The sequence below is a fragment of the Streptomyces durmitorensis genome (assembly GCF_023498005.1).
Classification (GTDB): Bacteria; Actinomycetota; Actinomycetes; order Streptomycetales; family Streptomycetaceae; genus Streptomyces; species Streptomyces durmitorensis.
On sequence record NZ_CP097289.1, the window covers coordinates 4,878,774 to 4,894,369 of the forward strand.

The following is a 15,596-nucleotide window of genomic DNA, read 5'->3' on the forward strand; positions in this document are numbered from 1 at the left end:
AAGATGCCATGAGTGTCAGGGAGTTGGTTCCTGGCCAGTCGAGCTTTAGCGACGGGGTAGGCGGGCGATGCGCGAGTCGGTCCAGGCAGAGGTCATGATGAGCTTCCTCGTTTCCGAGGAGCTGTCGTTTCGCATCCCGGTGGAGCTGCGTTATGAGAGCGGCGATCCCTACGCCGTCCGGCTGACCTTCCACCTCCCCGGGGACGCCCCTGTGACCTGGGCCTTCGGCCGTGAGTTGCTGGTCGACGGGGTGGGCGGCGCGTGCGGCGACGGCGACGTGCACATCGCGCCCACCGATCCCGAACTGCTCGACGAGGCGCTCATCAGGCTCCAGGTCGGTGGGGACCAGGCGCTGTTCCGGGTGGGGATCCCGCCGCTGCTCGCCTTCCTGGACCGTACGGACAAGCTGGTTCCGCTGGGGCAGGAGCGGGCGCTCGCCGACCTCGAGACGCACCTGGACGAAGCGCTCGACCGGATCCTCGCCGAGGAGCAGAGCGCGGGTTGACCGCTCGCGAGCCGTAGGGCGAGGCCGTACGGCAGATTGGTGCATTTCGTGGCATCGGCGGCTCAGGCCTTGCGGCGTCGGCCCTTTCCACCACGGGTCTGCTTGGCGGCCGGCGTGGCACCAGCGCCGGTACCAGCACCGATACGACCAGCACCAGCACGAGCACCACCACCCGCGGGGGCCGACCGGTCGGCCGAGACCACCAGGGCCGCGAGCGCGGTCGTCACCGGCACCGAGGCGACCAGGCCGATCGAGCCGACCAGGGTGCGCACGATCTCCTCGGCCACCAGCTCGCTGTTGGCCACCGTGCCCACGCTGCTCTGTGCGATCGAGAAGAGCAGCAGCAGGGGCAGCGCAGCGCCCGCGTAGGCCAGGACCAGGGTGTTGACGACCGAGGCGATGTGGTCGCGGCCGATGCGGATGGCCGCGCCGTACAGACCGCGCCAGCCCATCGTGGGGTTGGCCTGGTGCAGTTCCCAGACGGCGGACGTCTGGGTCACCGTCACGTCGTCGAGCACACCGAGCGAGCCGATGATGACGCCCGCCAGCAGCAGGCCGCTCATGTCGATGCCGGGGTAGAGCCCGTGGATCAGGCCGGTGTTGTCGTCCGTGTTGCCGGTCAGCGAGGCCCAGCCGATGAAGAGCGAGCCGAGCAGTCCGATGAGGAGCAGTGAGATCAGCGTGCCCAGGACCGCGACCGACGTACGCGCCGTGAGGCCGTGGCACAGATAGAGCGCGATCAGCATGATGGCGCTGGCCCCGATCACCGCCACGACCAGCGGGTTCGAGCCCTGAAGGATCGCGGGCAGGATGAAGAACGTCAGGACGACGAAGCTCAACGCCAGGGCGATCAGGGCCATGAGGCCGCGCAGCCGTCCCACCACGACGACGGCAAGCGCGAAGATCCCGGCGAGCAGCGCCATGGGGAACTTCCGGTTCACGTCGGTGACCGAGTACTGCAGCGCCTCGGGGGCCGTGGGCTCATAGGCGACCACCACCTGCTGGCCCTCGCGCAACTGCCGAGGTGAGTCCGGCTGGACGATCTCGGTGAAGGTGCGGCCCTTGTCCTTGCCGCTGGTCACCTCGATCGTCGCCTTCTTGCAGATGCCCTTCGCGCGGGACTGGGCGGACTGGCCCTCGGCGGTGGAGGTGTCGCCGTTCGGCGGGGTCTGCGAGGCGTTCACGTCCTTGCAGGGGAGCTCCTGCACCTTCGTGACGTCGGCCGACTGGGTCTGCCGGTCGAAGCCGACTCCGGTGCGTTCGTGGGACGGTGCGCCACCGGGCCAGAACACCGCGAGCCCCACGAGGACCGCCGTGGCGAACGGAATCAGCACGGCGGCGATGACCTTGCGCAGATGCTTGGAGACGGGCGCCGCCGGGCCATGGCTGTGGGAGTGCCCATGCGGCTCCGGAGGCACGTTCGGGACGGGCGGCTGGGACGGCGGCTCAGTGGTGGTCACTGCCCGATCATCGCAAGAACGGAGAGGGCCCTCTGTTCAGCGCGCCCGATATGACGCTAGCGTGGAGCCACCTTTGCAATCGCGGGAGCTCGGAGCACCGGGCTGAGAGGGCGCTGACCCCGTACGAAGCGGCACGAATAGTGCACGAGCCGTACGGAATTCGCTGCGTCGACCGCCGAACCTGTTACCGGGTAATGCCGGCGTAGGGAGTAGGTCTCATGACCACATCGGACGCACGCACGCCTGCCTCGACGCAGAACGAGAGCGACGAGGCCGGGAAGTCCATCGGCTGGCACAAGGCGTATGTCGAGGGCTCGCGCCCCGACCTGCGGGTGCCGGTCCGACAGGTGCACCTCACCAACGGCAAGGCCGTGACCCTGTACGACACTTCGGGGCCGTACACCGACGAGTCCATCGACACCGACGTCCGCAGGGGCCTCGCGCCCCTCCGGGAGAACTGGATCATCGCCCGCGGCGACACCGAGGAGTACGTGGGCCGCCCGCCCCGCCCCGAGGACGACGGCATCAAGCACACCTCGCCGCGCGGAGGCCTGAAGAACCTCGACGCGGTCTTCCCCGGCCGCCCGCGCCAGCCGCGCCGGGGCCGCGACGGCCAGGCGGTGACGCAGCTCGCGTACGCCCGCCGCGGCGAGATCACGCCCGAGATGGAGTTCATCGGGATCCGCGAGAACCTCGACCCCGAGGTCGTGCGCGCGGAGGTCGCCGCGGGCCGCGCGGTGATCCCCGCCAACGTCAACCACCCGGAGATCGAGCCGATGATCATCGGCAAGAGGTTCCTGGTGAAGGTCAACGCCAACATCGGCAACTCCGCGGTCACCTCCTCCATCGAGGAGGAGGTGGACAAGATGACCTGGGCGACCAAGTGGGGCGCCGACACGGTCATGGACCTGTCCACCGGCCGCAACATCCACACCACCCGCGAGTGGGTCCTGCGCAACTCCCCCGTCCCCATCGGGACCGTGCCGCTCTACCAGGCCCTGGAGAAGGTCGACGGCCAGGCCGAGGCGCTGACCTGGGAGATCTACAAGGACACGGTCATCGAGCAGGCCGAGCAGGGCGTGGACTACATGACGGTGCACGCGGGCGTGCGCCTTCCGTACGTCCCGCTGACCGCCAACCGCAAGACCGGCATCGTCTCGCGCGGCGGCTCGATCATGGCGGCCTGGTGTCTGGCGCACCACAAGGAGAGCTTCCTCTACGAGAACTTCGAGGAGCTCTGCGAGATCCTCGCCTCGTACGACGTGACGTACTCCCTCGGCGACGGTCTGCGCCCCGGTTCGATCGCGGACGCCAACGACGAGGCGCAGTTCGCCGAGTTGCGCACTCTCGGGGAACTCAACACGATCGCCAAGCGTCATAACGTACAGACCATGATCGAGGGCCCGGGGCACGTCCCGATGCACAAGATCAAGGAGAACATCGACCTTCAGCAGGAGATCTGCGAGGAGGCGCCGTTCTACACGCTCGGCCCGCTGACCACGGACATCGCACCCGCGTACGACCACATCACCTCCGGCATCGGCGCCGCGATGATCGGCTGGTGGGGCACGGCGATGCTCTGCTACGTCACGCCCAAGGAGCACCTGGGGCTGCCGAACAGGGACGACGTGAAGACGGGCGTCATCACGTACAAGATCGCGGCGCACGCCGCCGACCTCGCCAAGGGGCACCCGGGCGCGCAGGACTGGGACGACGCGCTCTCGGACGCACGCTTCGAGTTCCGCTGGGAGGACCAGTTCAACCTGGCCCTCGACCCGGTCACGGCACGGGAGTTCCACGACGAGACACTGCCGGCGGAGCCCGCGAAGACGGCGCACTTCTGCTCGATGTGCGGGCCGAAGTTCTGCAGCATGAAGATCTCGCACGACATCCGGCGTGAGCACGGCGGCACGCAGGACGAGATCGAGGCGGGCATGGACCAGAAGTCCAAGGAGTTCGCGGCAGCCGGAAACCGCATGTATCTCCCGATCGCCGACTGAGCAGCGGCAGAGCATGGTGCTTCGGGCGGACGGCTGTGATCGTCCGCCCGAAGCCGCGCGTACTACTCCGGCTTGTGGTCGGGACCGCCGAAGTCCGGGCTCGAGAAGTCCGGGCTCGAGAAGCTCGGGCGCGGTCCCGCCGCCGGGCCGCCTTCCGGGCTGCTGAATCCCGGCCTGTGATAGCCGAGTTGCGGCATGCGGCTGCTCGGGTCCGCCGACGGCGTACGAGCTGCGTGCGCCGCCCCTGGATCCGCGAGCGCCTCCCGCAGGAACGGAAGGACGCCGCGCTCCAGGAGTGCCTCGCCCCAGGCTTCCCTGGCGCGGACCACCTCCTCGTTCTGATCGCCGTACGAACCGGCGAGGAGCGAGGTGGAGCCGTTGCGCAGGGCCGTCAGGAGCAGGCCGATCGCGGCGATCAGGATGCCCCCTGCGGTGAGCGCGCCGAACAGCCATCCCGCGGTGAGCAGGGTGTCCGCGAAGGCGGGCTCGGGGTTGAGCATCTTCAGGATGTAGCCGACGAGCAGGAAGATCGCGGCGGCCGCCCCGGCGAGGACGGGTGCGAGCACCGCGACGACGGCGATGGCCCCGGCCCCGGAAGCCTGGGTGGTGACCTCCCCCATCGTGGTGGCGAGACCGAGGCCGCCGGAGCCGGCTTCCGCCGGACCCTCGGGACTCCGCTCCCGGATCGATGGTGCGGCAGATCCGCTTTCGCGCAGTTCTTCGCGGACCTTCACATAGTGCGTGTACTCGGTCGTGGCGGCGGCAGTGATCAGCGCAGTGGCGTTCAGTGCCATGGTGCGCAGCTGCTCGGGATTGAGCCGTTCGCCCACTGCGGCGAGATCAGGACGATTCGGTGCGGTGCGCAGCGCCTCATCGAGGATCCGCTCGTACTCGGGGCGGTCCTCATTGAGCAGGTGTGGAGCGCTGTTCATGTGCATCCCCCGATGCTCCGTAGGGCTTGGGGCTCGCATGGCTACGAGCCGTCGGGCAGAAACGGAGGGGAGCCTGCTACGGATAAGCCGATGGTAGAGCCGTGACGGCACGCGGTGACAGGGGGTTTCCAGAAAAAGGCCCCTTGGCCAGCGTGATCGTGTAGGGGTGCATCTGCCCCGCGAACGCTCAGTTATCCAGGGGAAGTTGGCAGACCAGCAGTTTTCCGGCCATGGTCACGCCGCCGTCCATGGCGATGGCCAGTCCGCCTGCGTAGATGTGCGGTCCCTCGATGACGGGTCCGCCGCCGTCCGAGTCATCCTCGGAGCCGACATCGCCGAGCAGATACGGGATGGGGCTGTGGCCATGCACGATGCGGTGGCCGCCGTACATGTCGAGGAGTTCGCGTACGGCAGCCGGGCCCGACTCGTCGCGGAAGGCGAAGCGCTTGGTGAACTTCCGGAAGAGGTCCCAGCACTCGTCCGCGTCGTTGCGCGTGAGGGTCTCGCGGACCGTGTCGTTCACGGCTTCGATCGAGTCGCCGTAATCCAGATAGGCGGTCGTGTCGGAGTGCATCAGGAGATGCCCGTCCTCGGACTCGATCGCGTCGAGGCGGGCCATCCACTGCAGATGGTGGTCCTCCAGGCGCTCCATGTCGGTCTTCTGGCCGCCGTTCAGGAGCCAGGCGGCCTGGAACGTGGCCGTGCCCGCGCCCGAGTTGACCGGGGTGTCGCCGAACCGCTTCGCGCCGAGCAGGAGCAGCTCGTGGTTGCCCATCAGGGCCTTGCAGTAGCCGCCCGCGGCCGCCGCCTGCGCGGACAGGCGCATCACGAGGTCGATGACGCCGATGCCGTCCGGGCCGCGGTCGGTGAAGTCGCCGAGGAACCACAGGCGCGCGTTGCCCGCGGACCAGTCGCCGGCGGCGTCGATGAGGCCCTGCTCCTGGAGAGCCCCGAGCAGCTCGTCGAGATAGCCGTGCACATCGCCCACGACGAACAGCGGGCCGTGCTCCTCGGACGCCGGTGCCTGCGGAGGCTCGGGCATGGCCTGCACCTCCACTTGCACGGTGTCACCGCGGTTGATGACCGGCAGGTCGCGCTGGGTGGGGGTGTACCCCTCGTCCAGCTCTCCGGGGATCACCCCTGGGGCGCCCGGAGCCGCCACGCCCGCCGGGTCCCCCTGGACCGGACCGGTCTCATGGACGTACGCCGGAACGCGGAAGTCGCGCAACGTCGCCGTCCGCACATCGGGTCCCTGACCGGCCCCCTGAGTCATCGACCCCTCCACCACCATTGCGCCGCATTGCACCGAGATCGGACTGCCTGGTCGCAGCGGCCCGCGGTGTCGTCCGCCCATCATAGGAATGCGGCTCGCGCTGTGTGGTGCACCAGGGGTGGTGAATCAGTGCTGAACCCCAGTTCACCGAGGTTTTCTCCCGAATTGGGTAGGGGTTTCCTCACAGGTCACGGCCGGGCCGTGCCGGGCAGTGCCGGTTGACGGGGGTTCTCCCCGCCGAGCGGCCCGCTCAACCGGGCTCGGGTGAGCGGGGTGGGCTGACCGTCGTACGCGGTGGACGTCGCTCGGACGAGGTGCGCACGATCAGCTCCGTCGGTATCACCTGCTCCACGGGCCGGCCCGAATCCAGGCCTTCGATGGCGTCGATCAGGAGCTGGACGACGGCTGTGCCGATGCGCCGCGGTTTGAGCGAGAGCGTGGTGATCGGCGGCTCGGTGGTGGCGTAGACGGTGGACTCGCTGCAGCACACGAGCAGCAGGTCGTCCGGGACGCGCAGTCCGTACCGGCGGGCGGCCGCGAGGAGATCGGTGCCGTTCGGGTCGAAGAGGCCGTACACGGCGTCGGGCCGGTCCGGTCGGGCGAGCAGCCGGTCGGCCGCGACCGCGCCGGCACACGGGTCGTGGGCCGGGTAGGACTCGTAGACCGGGTCCTGGCCGACGCGCTCGCACCAGCGCAGATAGGCGGTCGTGGACAGGTGGGTGTACGTGTCCGTGGTGGTCCCGGTGAGCAGCCCGATCCGGCGGGCTCCGGCCGCCGCGAGGTGGTCGAGGATCTCCAGGACCGCCGCTTCGTGGTCGTTGTCGACCCAGGCGGTGACCGGCAGCGACCCGGCCGGGCGGCCGTCGGACACCACGGGCAGGCCCTGGCGCACCAGTTCGCTGACGACGGGGTCGTGGTCGGACGGATCGACGACGACGGTGCCGTCGAGCGCGACGTTCGACCACACGTCGACCGGGCTGCGCCGGGAGGTGGCGGGCAGGATGACGAGGGCGTAGCCGCGGGCCAGCGCGGCCGAGGTCGCGGCTCTGGCCATCTCCGCGAAGTACGCGAATTCGGTGAAGGTGAAAGGTTCATCCCCGTATGTCGTCACGGTCAGGCCGATCAGGCCCGACTTGCCGGTACGGAGGGTTCGGGCCGCCGCGGAAGGGCGATAGCCCAGCCGTTCGGCGACCTCGCGGACATGGCGTCGGGTGGCGTCCGGGAGCCGGCCCTTGCCGTTAAGAGCGTCGGAGACAGTCGTGATGGAGACACCGGCGGCGGCGGCGACGTCTCTGATGCCCGCTCGGCTCTGCCGGTTGCCCCGGCGGGCGGTCTCCGCTCGGCTCACCTGGTGGTTCCCTGCTGCTGTCATGGCGAGCCGATAGTAGGGCTCATGGGGGTGGGTAGTGCGGACGCATATTCACTCGTTGACAGGCACGTTTCTGCATGGCCAAACCCGGGCAACGGCCTTTGATTGCAAGGGAGTTGGCGGGTTCAGGGGTGGACGGTCCCTTGTCGTCGCGCACGGGCCTGCCAAATGAGCGATGTCTCGAAGAGGTCTCAACTCACCTTCACGGGTGATGCGCGCCACGGAGTGAGCCACCGGCGCGCGCCAGGGCGGGGAGCGCTCCCCCCTCGGTGCACGCCTGCCCGGGGTCTGCCGGGGGTCTGCCGGGGGTCTGCCGGGGGTCTGCCGGGGTCCGGCGGGAGCGGATCCCCCTGACCCATTCGCAGCGGCGCTGAATCCTCATAAGGTGAGGAGCATTGAAGTCAGAGTGTTCAGGTGTTGCAGGCGTTGCAGGTGTTCAAGAGGAGGACTGCGGTGAGCGAGACGAGCCCGAGGCTGCGTGCCGAGCTGGAGGGTATCCCCACCTACAAGCCGGGGAAGCCTGCCGCGGCCGCCGGTCCGGTGGCCTACAAACTGTCCTCGAACGAGAACCCCTACCCGCCTCTGCCGGGCGTGATGGAGAGCGCGCTCGCCGCCGCGGGCACGTTCAACCGCTACCCGGACATGGCGTGCACCGGCCTGATGAGCGAGCTCGCCGACCGCTTCGGGGTGCCGGTGTCGCACGTGGCGACGGGAACCGGTTCCGTCGGCGTCGCGCAGCAGCTGCTCCAGGCCACGTCGGGCCCGGGGGACGAGGTCATCTACGCCTGGCGGTCCTTCGAGGCGTACCCGATCATCACGCAGGTGAGCGGTGCCACGTCGGTGAAGGTGCCGCTGACGCCGGGGGACGTGCACGACCTGGACGCGATGGCCGACGCCATCACCGACCGGACGCGGCTGATCTTCGTCTGCAACCCGAACAACCCGACCGGCACGGTGGTGCGCAGGGCCGAGCTGGAACGGTTCCTCGACCGGGTGCCGAGCGATGTCCTCGTCGTCCTCGACGAGGCCTACCGCGAGTTCATCCGTGACGCCGAGGTGCCGGACGGCGTCGAGCTCTACCGCGACCGTCCCAACGTCGCCGTGCTGCGTACGTTCTCCAAGGCGTACGGCCTCGCGGGGCTGCGCGTCGGCTTCGCGATCGCCCATGAGCCGGTGGCGGCCGCCCTGCGCAAGACGGCGGTGCCCTTCGGCGTGAGCCAGCTCGCGCAGGACGCGGCGGTGGCCTCGCTGCGGGCCGAGGACGAGCTGATGGGCCGCGTCGGCTCGTTGGTCGCCGAGCGCACGCGGGTGGTCGAGACGCTGCGGGGGCAGGGCTGGACGGTGCCCGAGACGCAGGCGAACTTCGTGTGGCTGCGGCTCGGGGAGCGTACGTCCGACTTCGCGGCGGCGTGCGAGAAGGCCGGCGTGGTCGTGCGGCCGTTCGCGGGCGAGGGGATGCGGGCCACGATCGGGGAGACCGAGGCCAACGACATCTTCCTCCAGGCGGCCGAGGCGTTCCGCAAGGAGCTGTAGGCGAGGGTGTGACGGACGAAGGGGCCGAGGGCGTTGTCCTCGGCCCCTTCGTTGTGTCCGTGTGACGGTCCCGTCGGCTGTGTGACGTTCCCGTCAGTAAGGGGGACCCCCTGTCGATGCTCAGAACCGGTACGACATAATGCTTGTGAATGTGAACGCGTTCACAAGCGTGTCCCGGTTCCTCCGAAGATCAGTGGGATTAAAGGGGCAAACTGCCGATGTGACCACGGCCGTAAGGAGAAGTCGACGTGGACCTGGCTCTAGCGCCTGAGACCCTGGCGCGATGGCAGTTCGGCATCACCACCGTCTACCACTTTCTGTTCGTACCTCTGACGATCTCCCTGGCCGCCCTCACGGCGATCCTGGAGACGGCCTGGGTGCGCACGGGCAAGGAGCACTACCTCAGGGCGACCAAGTTCTGGGGAAAGCTGTTCCTGATCAATATCGCGATGGGTGTCGTCACCGGCATCGTCCAGGAGTTCCAGTTCGGCATGAACTGGTCCGACTACTCGCGCTTCGTCGGTGACATCTTCGGGGCGCCACTGGCCTTCGAGGCGCTCATCGCGTTCTTCTTCGAGTCGACCTTCATCGGCCTGTGGATCTTCGGCTGGGACAAGCTCCCGAAGAAGCTGCACTGCGCCGCGATCTGGATCGTCTCCGCCGGAACCATCGCGTCGGCGTACTTCATCATCGCCGCCAACGCCTTTATGCAGCACCCGGTCGGCTACAAGATCGTGGAGCGGGACGGCACCAAGCGCGCGGAGCTCACCGACTTCTCGAAGGTGCTCTTCCAGGAGACGACGCTCGTCAACTTCGCCCATGTCATCTCGGCGGCCGTCCTGGTCGGCGGCGCCTTCATGACCGGCATCGCGATCTTCCACCTGCGCAAGAAGCAGCACATCCGCACCATGCGGATGTCGATGCGGCTCGGCCTTGTCACCGCGTTCGTCGGCACCCTGCTCACCGTGGTCAGCGCCGACACCCTCGGCAAGGTCATGTACGAGCAGCAGCCGATGAAGATGTCGGCCGCCGAGGCCCTGTGGGAGTCGGAGAAGCCGGCGCCGTTCTCGCTCTTCGCGTACGGCGATGTCTCCGAGGGCCACAACAAGGTGGCCATCGAGATCCCCGGGATACTGTCCTTCCTCGCCAAGAACAACTTCAGCGCCGAGATCCCCGGCATCAACGACCTCAACAAGGAGGCGCAGGAGAAGTTCGGGCCCGGCGACTACCGGCCCAACATCCCCACCGCCTACTGGTCCTACCGCTGGATGATCGGCTTCGGCGGGGTCTCGATGGCCCTGTGCACCGCCGGACTCTGGCTCACGCGGAAGAAGTTCTGGCTCGCACCGGAGCACCGCACCGGCGAGGACGACGTGCCGAAGCTCATGTTCACCAAGAACAAGGAGCTGACGCCGAAGCTCGGAAAGTGGTGGTGGCGGCTCTCCCAGTGGACGCTGATCTTCCCCCTCATCGGCACCGCCTGGGGCTGGATCTTCACCGAGACCGGGCGTCAGCCCTGGGTGGTCTACGGCGTCCTGAAGACCAAGGACGGCGTCTCGCCGGGGGTTTCGCAGGGTGAGGTGATCACCTCGCTGGTCGTGTTCACCGCGATCTACGCGATCCTCGCCGTGATCGAGGTGAAGCTGCTGCTCAAGTACGTCAAGCAGGGGCCGCCCGAGCTCACCGAGGCCGACCTCAACCCGCCCACCAAGATCGGCGGGCCGGGAGCGGGATCGGGCTCGGACAGTGACGAAGACGCCGACCGGCCCATGGCCTTCTCGTACTGAGGGAGTTGATCGATATGGAACTTCACGACGTCTGGTTCGTGCTGATCGCCGTCCTGTGGATCGGCTACTTCTTCCTGGAGGGCTTCGACTTCGGGATCGGCATCCTCACCAAGCTGCTCGCCCGTGACCGGGTTGAGAAGCGGGTCCTCATCAACACCATCGGTCCCGTCTGGGACGGCAACGAGGTGTGGCTGCTCACGGCGGGCGGCGCGACCTTCGCCGCCTTCCCCGAGTGGTACGCGACGCTCTTCTCCGGCTTCTATCTGCCGCTCCTGATCATCCTGCTCTGCCTGATCGTGCGGGGTGTCGCCTTCGAGTACCGGGCGAAGCGGCCCGAGGAGAAGTGGCAGCGCAACTGGGAGCAGGCCATCTTCTGGACCTCGCTGATCCCGGCGGTGATGTGGGGCGTGGCCTTCGCCAACATCACGCGCGGCGTGAAGATCGACGCGCACAAGGAGTACGTGGGCGACTTCTGGGACCTGCTCAACCCGTACGCGATCCTGGGCGGCCTGGTCACCCTGACGCTGTTCACCTTCCACGGCGCGGTGTTCGCCTCGCTCAAGACGGTGGGGGACATCCGGGTGCGGGCGCGGAAGCTGGCGCTCGGGCTCGGTCTGGTGACCGCTGTCCTGGCGCTCGGGTTCCTGATCTGGACGCAGGCGGACAACGGCGACGGCAAGAGCCTGGTCGCGATGATCGTGGCCGTGGTCGCGCTGGTCGGTGCCATCGGGGCGATCAAGATGGGGCGCGAGGGCTGGTCGTTCGCGCTCTCGGGCATCACGATCGCGGCCGCTGTCGCGATGCTCTTCCTGACGCTCTTCCCGAACGTCATGCCGTCGTCGCTGAACGAGGAGTGGAACCTCACGGTCACCAACGCCTCGTCGAGTCCCTACACCCTGAAGATCATGACCTGGTGCGCGGGCATCGCGACGCCGATCGTGCTGCTCTACCAGTCGTGGACCTACTGGGTGTTCCGCAAGCGGATCGGGACGCAGCACATCGCGGATTCAGCGCACTGAGTTCGTCCGTTCCTGTTGGGTTCATCCGTTCCTGTTGGTAGGTCCCCGAGTCTTCTTCCGGTCCCTCGGAGGGTGTGTTTCACGTGAAACCGATCGATCCGCGTCTGCTGAGGTACGCCCGTGCCACTCGGTACTTCCTGATCGCGGTGGTGGTTCTCGGCGTCGCCGGGGCGGGCCTTGTCGTGGCCCAGGCGATGCTCATCGCCGAGATCGTGGTCGGGGCCTTCCAGAAGGGGCTCGCCGTCGGCGACTTGGGGACGCCGTTCGTCCTGCTCGCGGTGGTCGCGGCGGGGCGTGCCCTGGTCGCCTGGCTGACCGAGCTCGCCGCACACCGGGCGAGCGCGGCGGTGAAGTCGGAGCTGCGGGGGCGGCTGCTCGACCGTGCGGGGCAGTTGGGTCCGGGCTGGCTGAGCGGGCAGCGGACGGGGTCGCTGGTCTCGCTGGCCACGCGGGGCGTGGACGCGCTCGACGACTACTTCTCGCGCTATCTGCCGCAGTTGGGGCTCGCGGTCGTGGTGCCGGTGGCGGTGCTCGCGAGGATCGTCACCGAGGACTGGGTGTCGGCGGCGATCATCGTCGTGACGCTGCCGCTGATCCCGGTCTTCATGATCCTGATCGGCATGGCGACCCAGAACCGGATGGACCGTCAGTGGCGGCTCCTCTCCCGCCTGTCGGGGCACTTCCTGGACGTGGTGGCGGGCCTGCCGACCCTGAAGGTGTTCGGGCGCGCCAAGGCGCAGGCCGAGTCGATCCGGCAGATCACGGGCGAGTACCGGCAGGCGACGATGCGGACGTTGCGCATCGCCTTCCTGTCGTCGTTCGCGCTCGAACTCCTTGCGACGCTGTCCGTGGCGCTGGTCGCGGTGACGATCGGGATGCGGCTCGTCCATGGCGACATGGATCTGTACGTGGGTCTGGTGATCCTGATCCTCGCGCCCGAGGCCTATCTGCCGCTGCGTCAGGTCGGTGCGCAGTACCACGCGGCGGCGGAGGGGCTCTCGGCCGCCGAGGAGATCTTCGAGGTCCTTCAGGCTCCGGTGCGGGCCGCCGGGGAGGCGGCTGCGCCTTCGGGGACGTTGAGCGTGGAGGGCGTGACGGTCCGGTATCCGGGGCGGGCGTCGGACGCGGTCTCCGGGGTGTCGTTCGCGGTGGAGTCCGGCGAGACCGTGGCGTTGGTCGGGCCCAGTGGGGTGGGCAAGTCGACGCTCCTGGACGTGATCCTCGGGTTCGTCGAGCCTGCCGAGGGGCGGGTGTGTGTCGGGGGCGTGGACCTGGCCGAGGTCGCGCCGGAGCGGTGGCGCGAGCGGATCGCCTGGGTGCCGCAGCGGCCGCACCTGTACGCGGGTTCCATCGCGGAGAACGTACGGCTCGCGCGGCCGGACGCGGACGACGCCTCCGTGCGGGACGCGTTGCGGGCGGCGGGTGCCTGGGAGTTCGTCTCCGCGCTGCCGGGTGGTGTGGAGACGCTGCTCGGCGAGGACGGGTCCGGGCTCTCCGCCGGGCAGCGGCAGCGGCTCGCGCTGGCTCGGGCGTTTCTGGCCGACCGGCCCGTGGTGCTCCTCGACGAGCCGACCGCTGCTCTGGACGGGGAGACCGAGGCGGGGGTCGTCGAGGCGGTTCGGCGGCTGGCCGTGGGGCGGACCGTGCTGCTGGTCGTGCACCGGCCCGCGTTGTTGGGGGTTGCGGATCGGGTGGTGCGGCTGGATGGCGTGGGCGGCCGGGAGCGGGGGCTGGAGCAGGGGTTTGGCCTGTCGGCTCCGGCGTCCGCGGAGCTTGCGCGCAACGGGAGCGTCCCGGCTCCCTCCGGGGCGGCGGGTGAGCCCTTCGGGGAGGCGGACGAGACCCTCGGGGAGGCGGACGAGACCCTCGGGGAGGCGGACGAGCCCTTCGGGGACGCCGTGGTGCCGGGTGCTCCGGTGGGCGGATGGGAGAGGTCCCACCCGAAGGGCGGGGTCTTTGCCCGGCTGCGGGGCATGGCACATCAGCGCAAGGGCAAGCTCGCGCTCGCCCTGCTGCTGGGTTCCCTCGCCATCGGCAGCTCCGTAGGGCTGATGGCCGTCTCCGGGTGGCTGATCAGCCGGGCGTCCGAGCAGCCCCCGGTGATGTACCTGATGATCGCCGTGACGGCGACCCGCGCCTTCGGTATGGGCCGCGCCGTCTTCCGCTACGCCGAGCGCCTCGTCTCGCACGAAGCCGTCCTGCGGATGCTGGCCGACACCCGCGTGGCCGTCTACCGGCGCCTGGAGCGCCTCGCCCCGGCCGGGCTCGGGAAGACCCGCCGCGGGGACCTGCTCTCCCGCCTGGTCGCCGACGTGGATGCCTTGCAGGACTACTGGCTGCGCTGGCTCCTGCCCGCATCGGCCGCCGCAGCCGTGGGCGCCGGAGCCGTCGGCTTCACCGCCTGGCTGCTGCCAGAGGCGGGCGCGGTGCTCGCCGTCGGTCTGCTCCTCGCCGGAGTGGGCGTACCGCTGCTCTCCGGAGCCGTCGCCCGCCGGGCGGAGCGGAAGCTGGCCCCCGCGCGCGGGGTGCTCGCGACCCGCGTGGCCGATCTCCTCACCGGTACCGCCGAGTTGACGGTCGCCGGCGCGCTGGACCGGCGCATGGCCAAGGCGAAGGAAGCCGACGCCGAGCTGACCCGGATCGCGTCCCGCACCGCCACGGCCACTGCCCTTGGCGACGGGCTCGGCGCGCTCGCCACGGGTCTCACCGTGGCCGCCGCCGCTCTCGTCGGCGTACCGGCGGTGCACGACGGGCGGCTCAGCGGCGTCGCGCTCGCCGTCGTCGTCCTGACCCCGCTCGCCGCCTTCGAGGCGGTCCTGGGTCTTCCGCTCGCCGTGCAGTACCGCCAGCGCGTCAGGAAGAGCGCCGAGCGCGTCTACGAGGTCCTCGACGCCCCGGAGCCGGTCCCCGAGCCCGCCGTCCCCGCAGAGCGCCCACAGACGCCCTTCCCGCTCCGTGTCGAGGGTCTGCACGCCCGGTACGAGGGGCAGGACCGGGACGCGCTCGCCGGTGTCGGCCTGACGCTGGAGCGAGGGCGGCGCATCGCGGTGGTCGGCCCTTCCGGATCCGGCAAGACGACGCTCGCCCAGGTGCTGCTGCGCTTCCTGGGGACGAGCGAGGGAACGTACAGCCTGGGCGGCACGGACGCGGCCACGCTGGACGGCGACACCGTGCGCGAACTCGTCGGGCTCTGCGCGCAGGACGCGCACATCTTCGACAGCTCCGTACGCGAGAACCTGCTCATCGCGCGCAAGGGCGCGAGCGACGACGAACTGCGCGGCGCCCTCGCGCGGGCCCGGCTGAGGGAGTGGACGGACTCGCTCCCCGAGGGGCTCGACACCCTGGTCGGCGAGCACGGGGCCCGTCTCTCCGGCGGCCAGCGGCAGCGCATCGCACTGGCCCGCGCGCTGCTCGCCGACTTCCCCGTCCTCGTCCTCGACGAGCCGGCCGAACACCTCGACCTGCCGACCGCCGACGCCCTCACCGACGACCTTCTCGCGGCCACCGCGGGGCGTACGACCCTGCTCATCACGCACCGGCTCGCCGGGCTCGACGCGGTGGACGAAGTGATCGTCCTGGACGCGGGTCGCGTGGTGCAGCGCGGTGCGTACGCGGACCTCGTGCTGGTGGAGGGGCCGCTGCGGCGCATGCTGGAACGGGAGCGGGCCGCGGACCTCCTGGTGACGGCCGCCGGGTAGCGGTCGCCGGGTAGGCGTGC

The 15,596-nt window shown here is 69.5% G+C and carries 10 protein-coding genes; 6 read left to right on the forward strand and 4 right to left on the reverse strand.

Annotated features, from left to right (window positions below):
- Positions 1-67 precede the first annotated feature (67 nt).
- Positions 68-505 carry an SsgA family sporulation/cell division regulator gene (locus tag M4V62_RS21860; RefSeq protein ID WP_249588933.1) on the forward strand — a complete coding sequence of 146 codons (438 nt, stop codon included), beginning with the start codon at positions 68-70 and terminating at the stop codon, positions 503-505.
- Positions 506-567: 62 nt separating this feature from the next.
- Here the strand turns inward: M4V62_RS21860 and M4V62_RS21865 are convergent, their stop codons facing one another.
- Complete coding sequence (locus M4V62_RS21865; protein WP_249588934.1) at positions 568-1,965, reverse strand: YibE/F family protein; 1,398 nt, start codon at positions 1,963-1,965, stop codon at positions 568-570.
- A gap of 218 nt (positions 1,966-2,183) precedes the next feature.
- Here M4V62_RS21865 and thiC point away from each other — a divergent pair, with 218 nt between their 5' ends.
- Complete coding sequence (gene thiC, locus M4V62_RS21870) at positions 2,184-3,965, forward strand: phosphomethylpyrimidine synthase ThiC (protein ID WP_249588935.1); 1,782 nt, start codon at positions 2,184-2,186, stop codon at positions 3,963-3,965.
- A 62-nt stretch (positions 3,966-4,027) separates the two neighbouring features.
- On the opposite strand, the gene M4V62_RS21875 is transcribed toward thiC, so the two are convergent.
- The 3 genes from M4V62_RS21875 to M4V62_RS21885 form a co-directional block, all read right to left on the reverse strand.
- Positions 4,028-4,903 (reverse strand): hypothetical protein, encoded by an 876-nt coding sequence (locus M4V62_RS21875; RefSeq protein ID WP_249588936.1) that lies wholly within the window; start codon positions 4,901-4,903, stop codon positions 4,028-4,030.
- A 181-nt stretch (positions 4,904-5,084) separates the two neighbouring features.
- The gene (locus M4V62_RS21880; RefSeq protein ID WP_283779104.1) at positions 5,085-6,170 is read right to left on the reverse strand and encodes a metallophosphoesterase; all 1,086 of its coding nucleotides are present in this window, start codon (positions 6,168-6,170) and stop codon (positions 5,085-5,087) included.
- Between the two features lie 250 nt (positions 6,171-6,420).
- Positions 6,421-7,542 (reverse strand): LacI family DNA-binding transcriptional regulator, encoded by a 1,122-nt coding sequence (locus M4V62_RS21885; RefSeq protein ID WP_249588937.1) that lies wholly within the window; start codon positions 7,540-7,542, stop codon positions 6,421-6,423.
- Positions 7,543-7,992: 450 nt separating this feature from the next.
- Between M4V62_RS21885 and hisC the strand changes: the two genes are divergently transcribed.
- The 4 genes from hisC to cydD all read left to right on the forward strand — a co-directional run bounded on the left by hisC (position 7,993) and on the right by cydD (position 15,576).
- Complete coding sequence (gene hisC / locus M4V62_RS21890) at positions 7,993-9,072, forward strand: histidinol-phosphate transaminase (RefSeq protein WP_249588938.1); 1,080 nt, start codon at positions 7,993-7,995, stop codon at positions 9,070-9,072.
- A 248-nt stretch (positions 9,073-9,320) separates the two neighbouring features.
- Positions 9,321-10,859: a cytochrome ubiquinol oxidase subunit I gene (locus M4V62_RS21895; protein ID WP_249588939.1), complete on the forward strand. Its 1,539-nt coding sequence runs from the start codon at positions 9,321-9,323 to the stop codon at positions 10,857-10,859.
- A 14-nt stretch (positions 10,860-10,873) separates the two neighbouring features.
- Entirely contained in the window at positions 10,874-11,878 is a 1,005-nt protein-coding gene (cydB, locus tag M4V62_RS21900; RefSeq protein WP_249588940.1) for a cytochrome d ubiquinol oxidase subunit II, read from the forward strand.
- A gap of 83 nt (positions 11,879-11,961) precedes the next feature.
- A complete protein-coding gene (gene cydD, locus M4V62_RS21905; RefSeq protein ID WP_249588941.1) occupies positions 11,962-15,576 on the forward strand; it encodes a thiol reductant ABC exporter subunit CydD in 3,615 nt (1,204 codons plus the stop codon).
- Positions 15,577-15,596: the final 20 nt, after the last annotated feature.

Excerpts from the sequence above, each read along its gene's own strand:
- M4V62_RS21860 (WP_249588933.1), top strand. The coding sequence starts at position 68 with ATGCGCGAGTCGGTCCAGGCAGAGGTCATGATGAGCTTCCTCGTTTCC.
- thiC (WP_249588935.1), top strand. The coding sequence starts at position 2,184 with ATGACCACATCGGACGCACGCACGCCTGCCTCGACGCAGAACGAGAGC.
- M4V62_RS21875 (WP_249588936.1), bottom strand. The coding sequence starts at position 4,903 with ATGCACATGAACAGCGCTCCACACCTGCTCAATGAGGACCGCCCCGAG.
- M4V62_RS21880 (WP_283779104.1), bottom strand. The coding sequence starts at position 6,170 with ATGACTCAGGGGGCCGGTCAGGGACCCGATGTGCGGACGGCGACGTTG.
- M4V62_RS21885 (WP_249588937.1), bottom strand. The coding sequence starts at position 7,542 with ATGACAGCAGCAGGGAACCACCAGGTGAGCCGAGCGGAGACCGCCCGC.
- cydB (WP_249588940.1), top strand. The coding sequence starts at position 10,874 with ATGGAACTTCACGACGTCTGGTTCGTGCTGATCGCCGTCCTGTGGATC.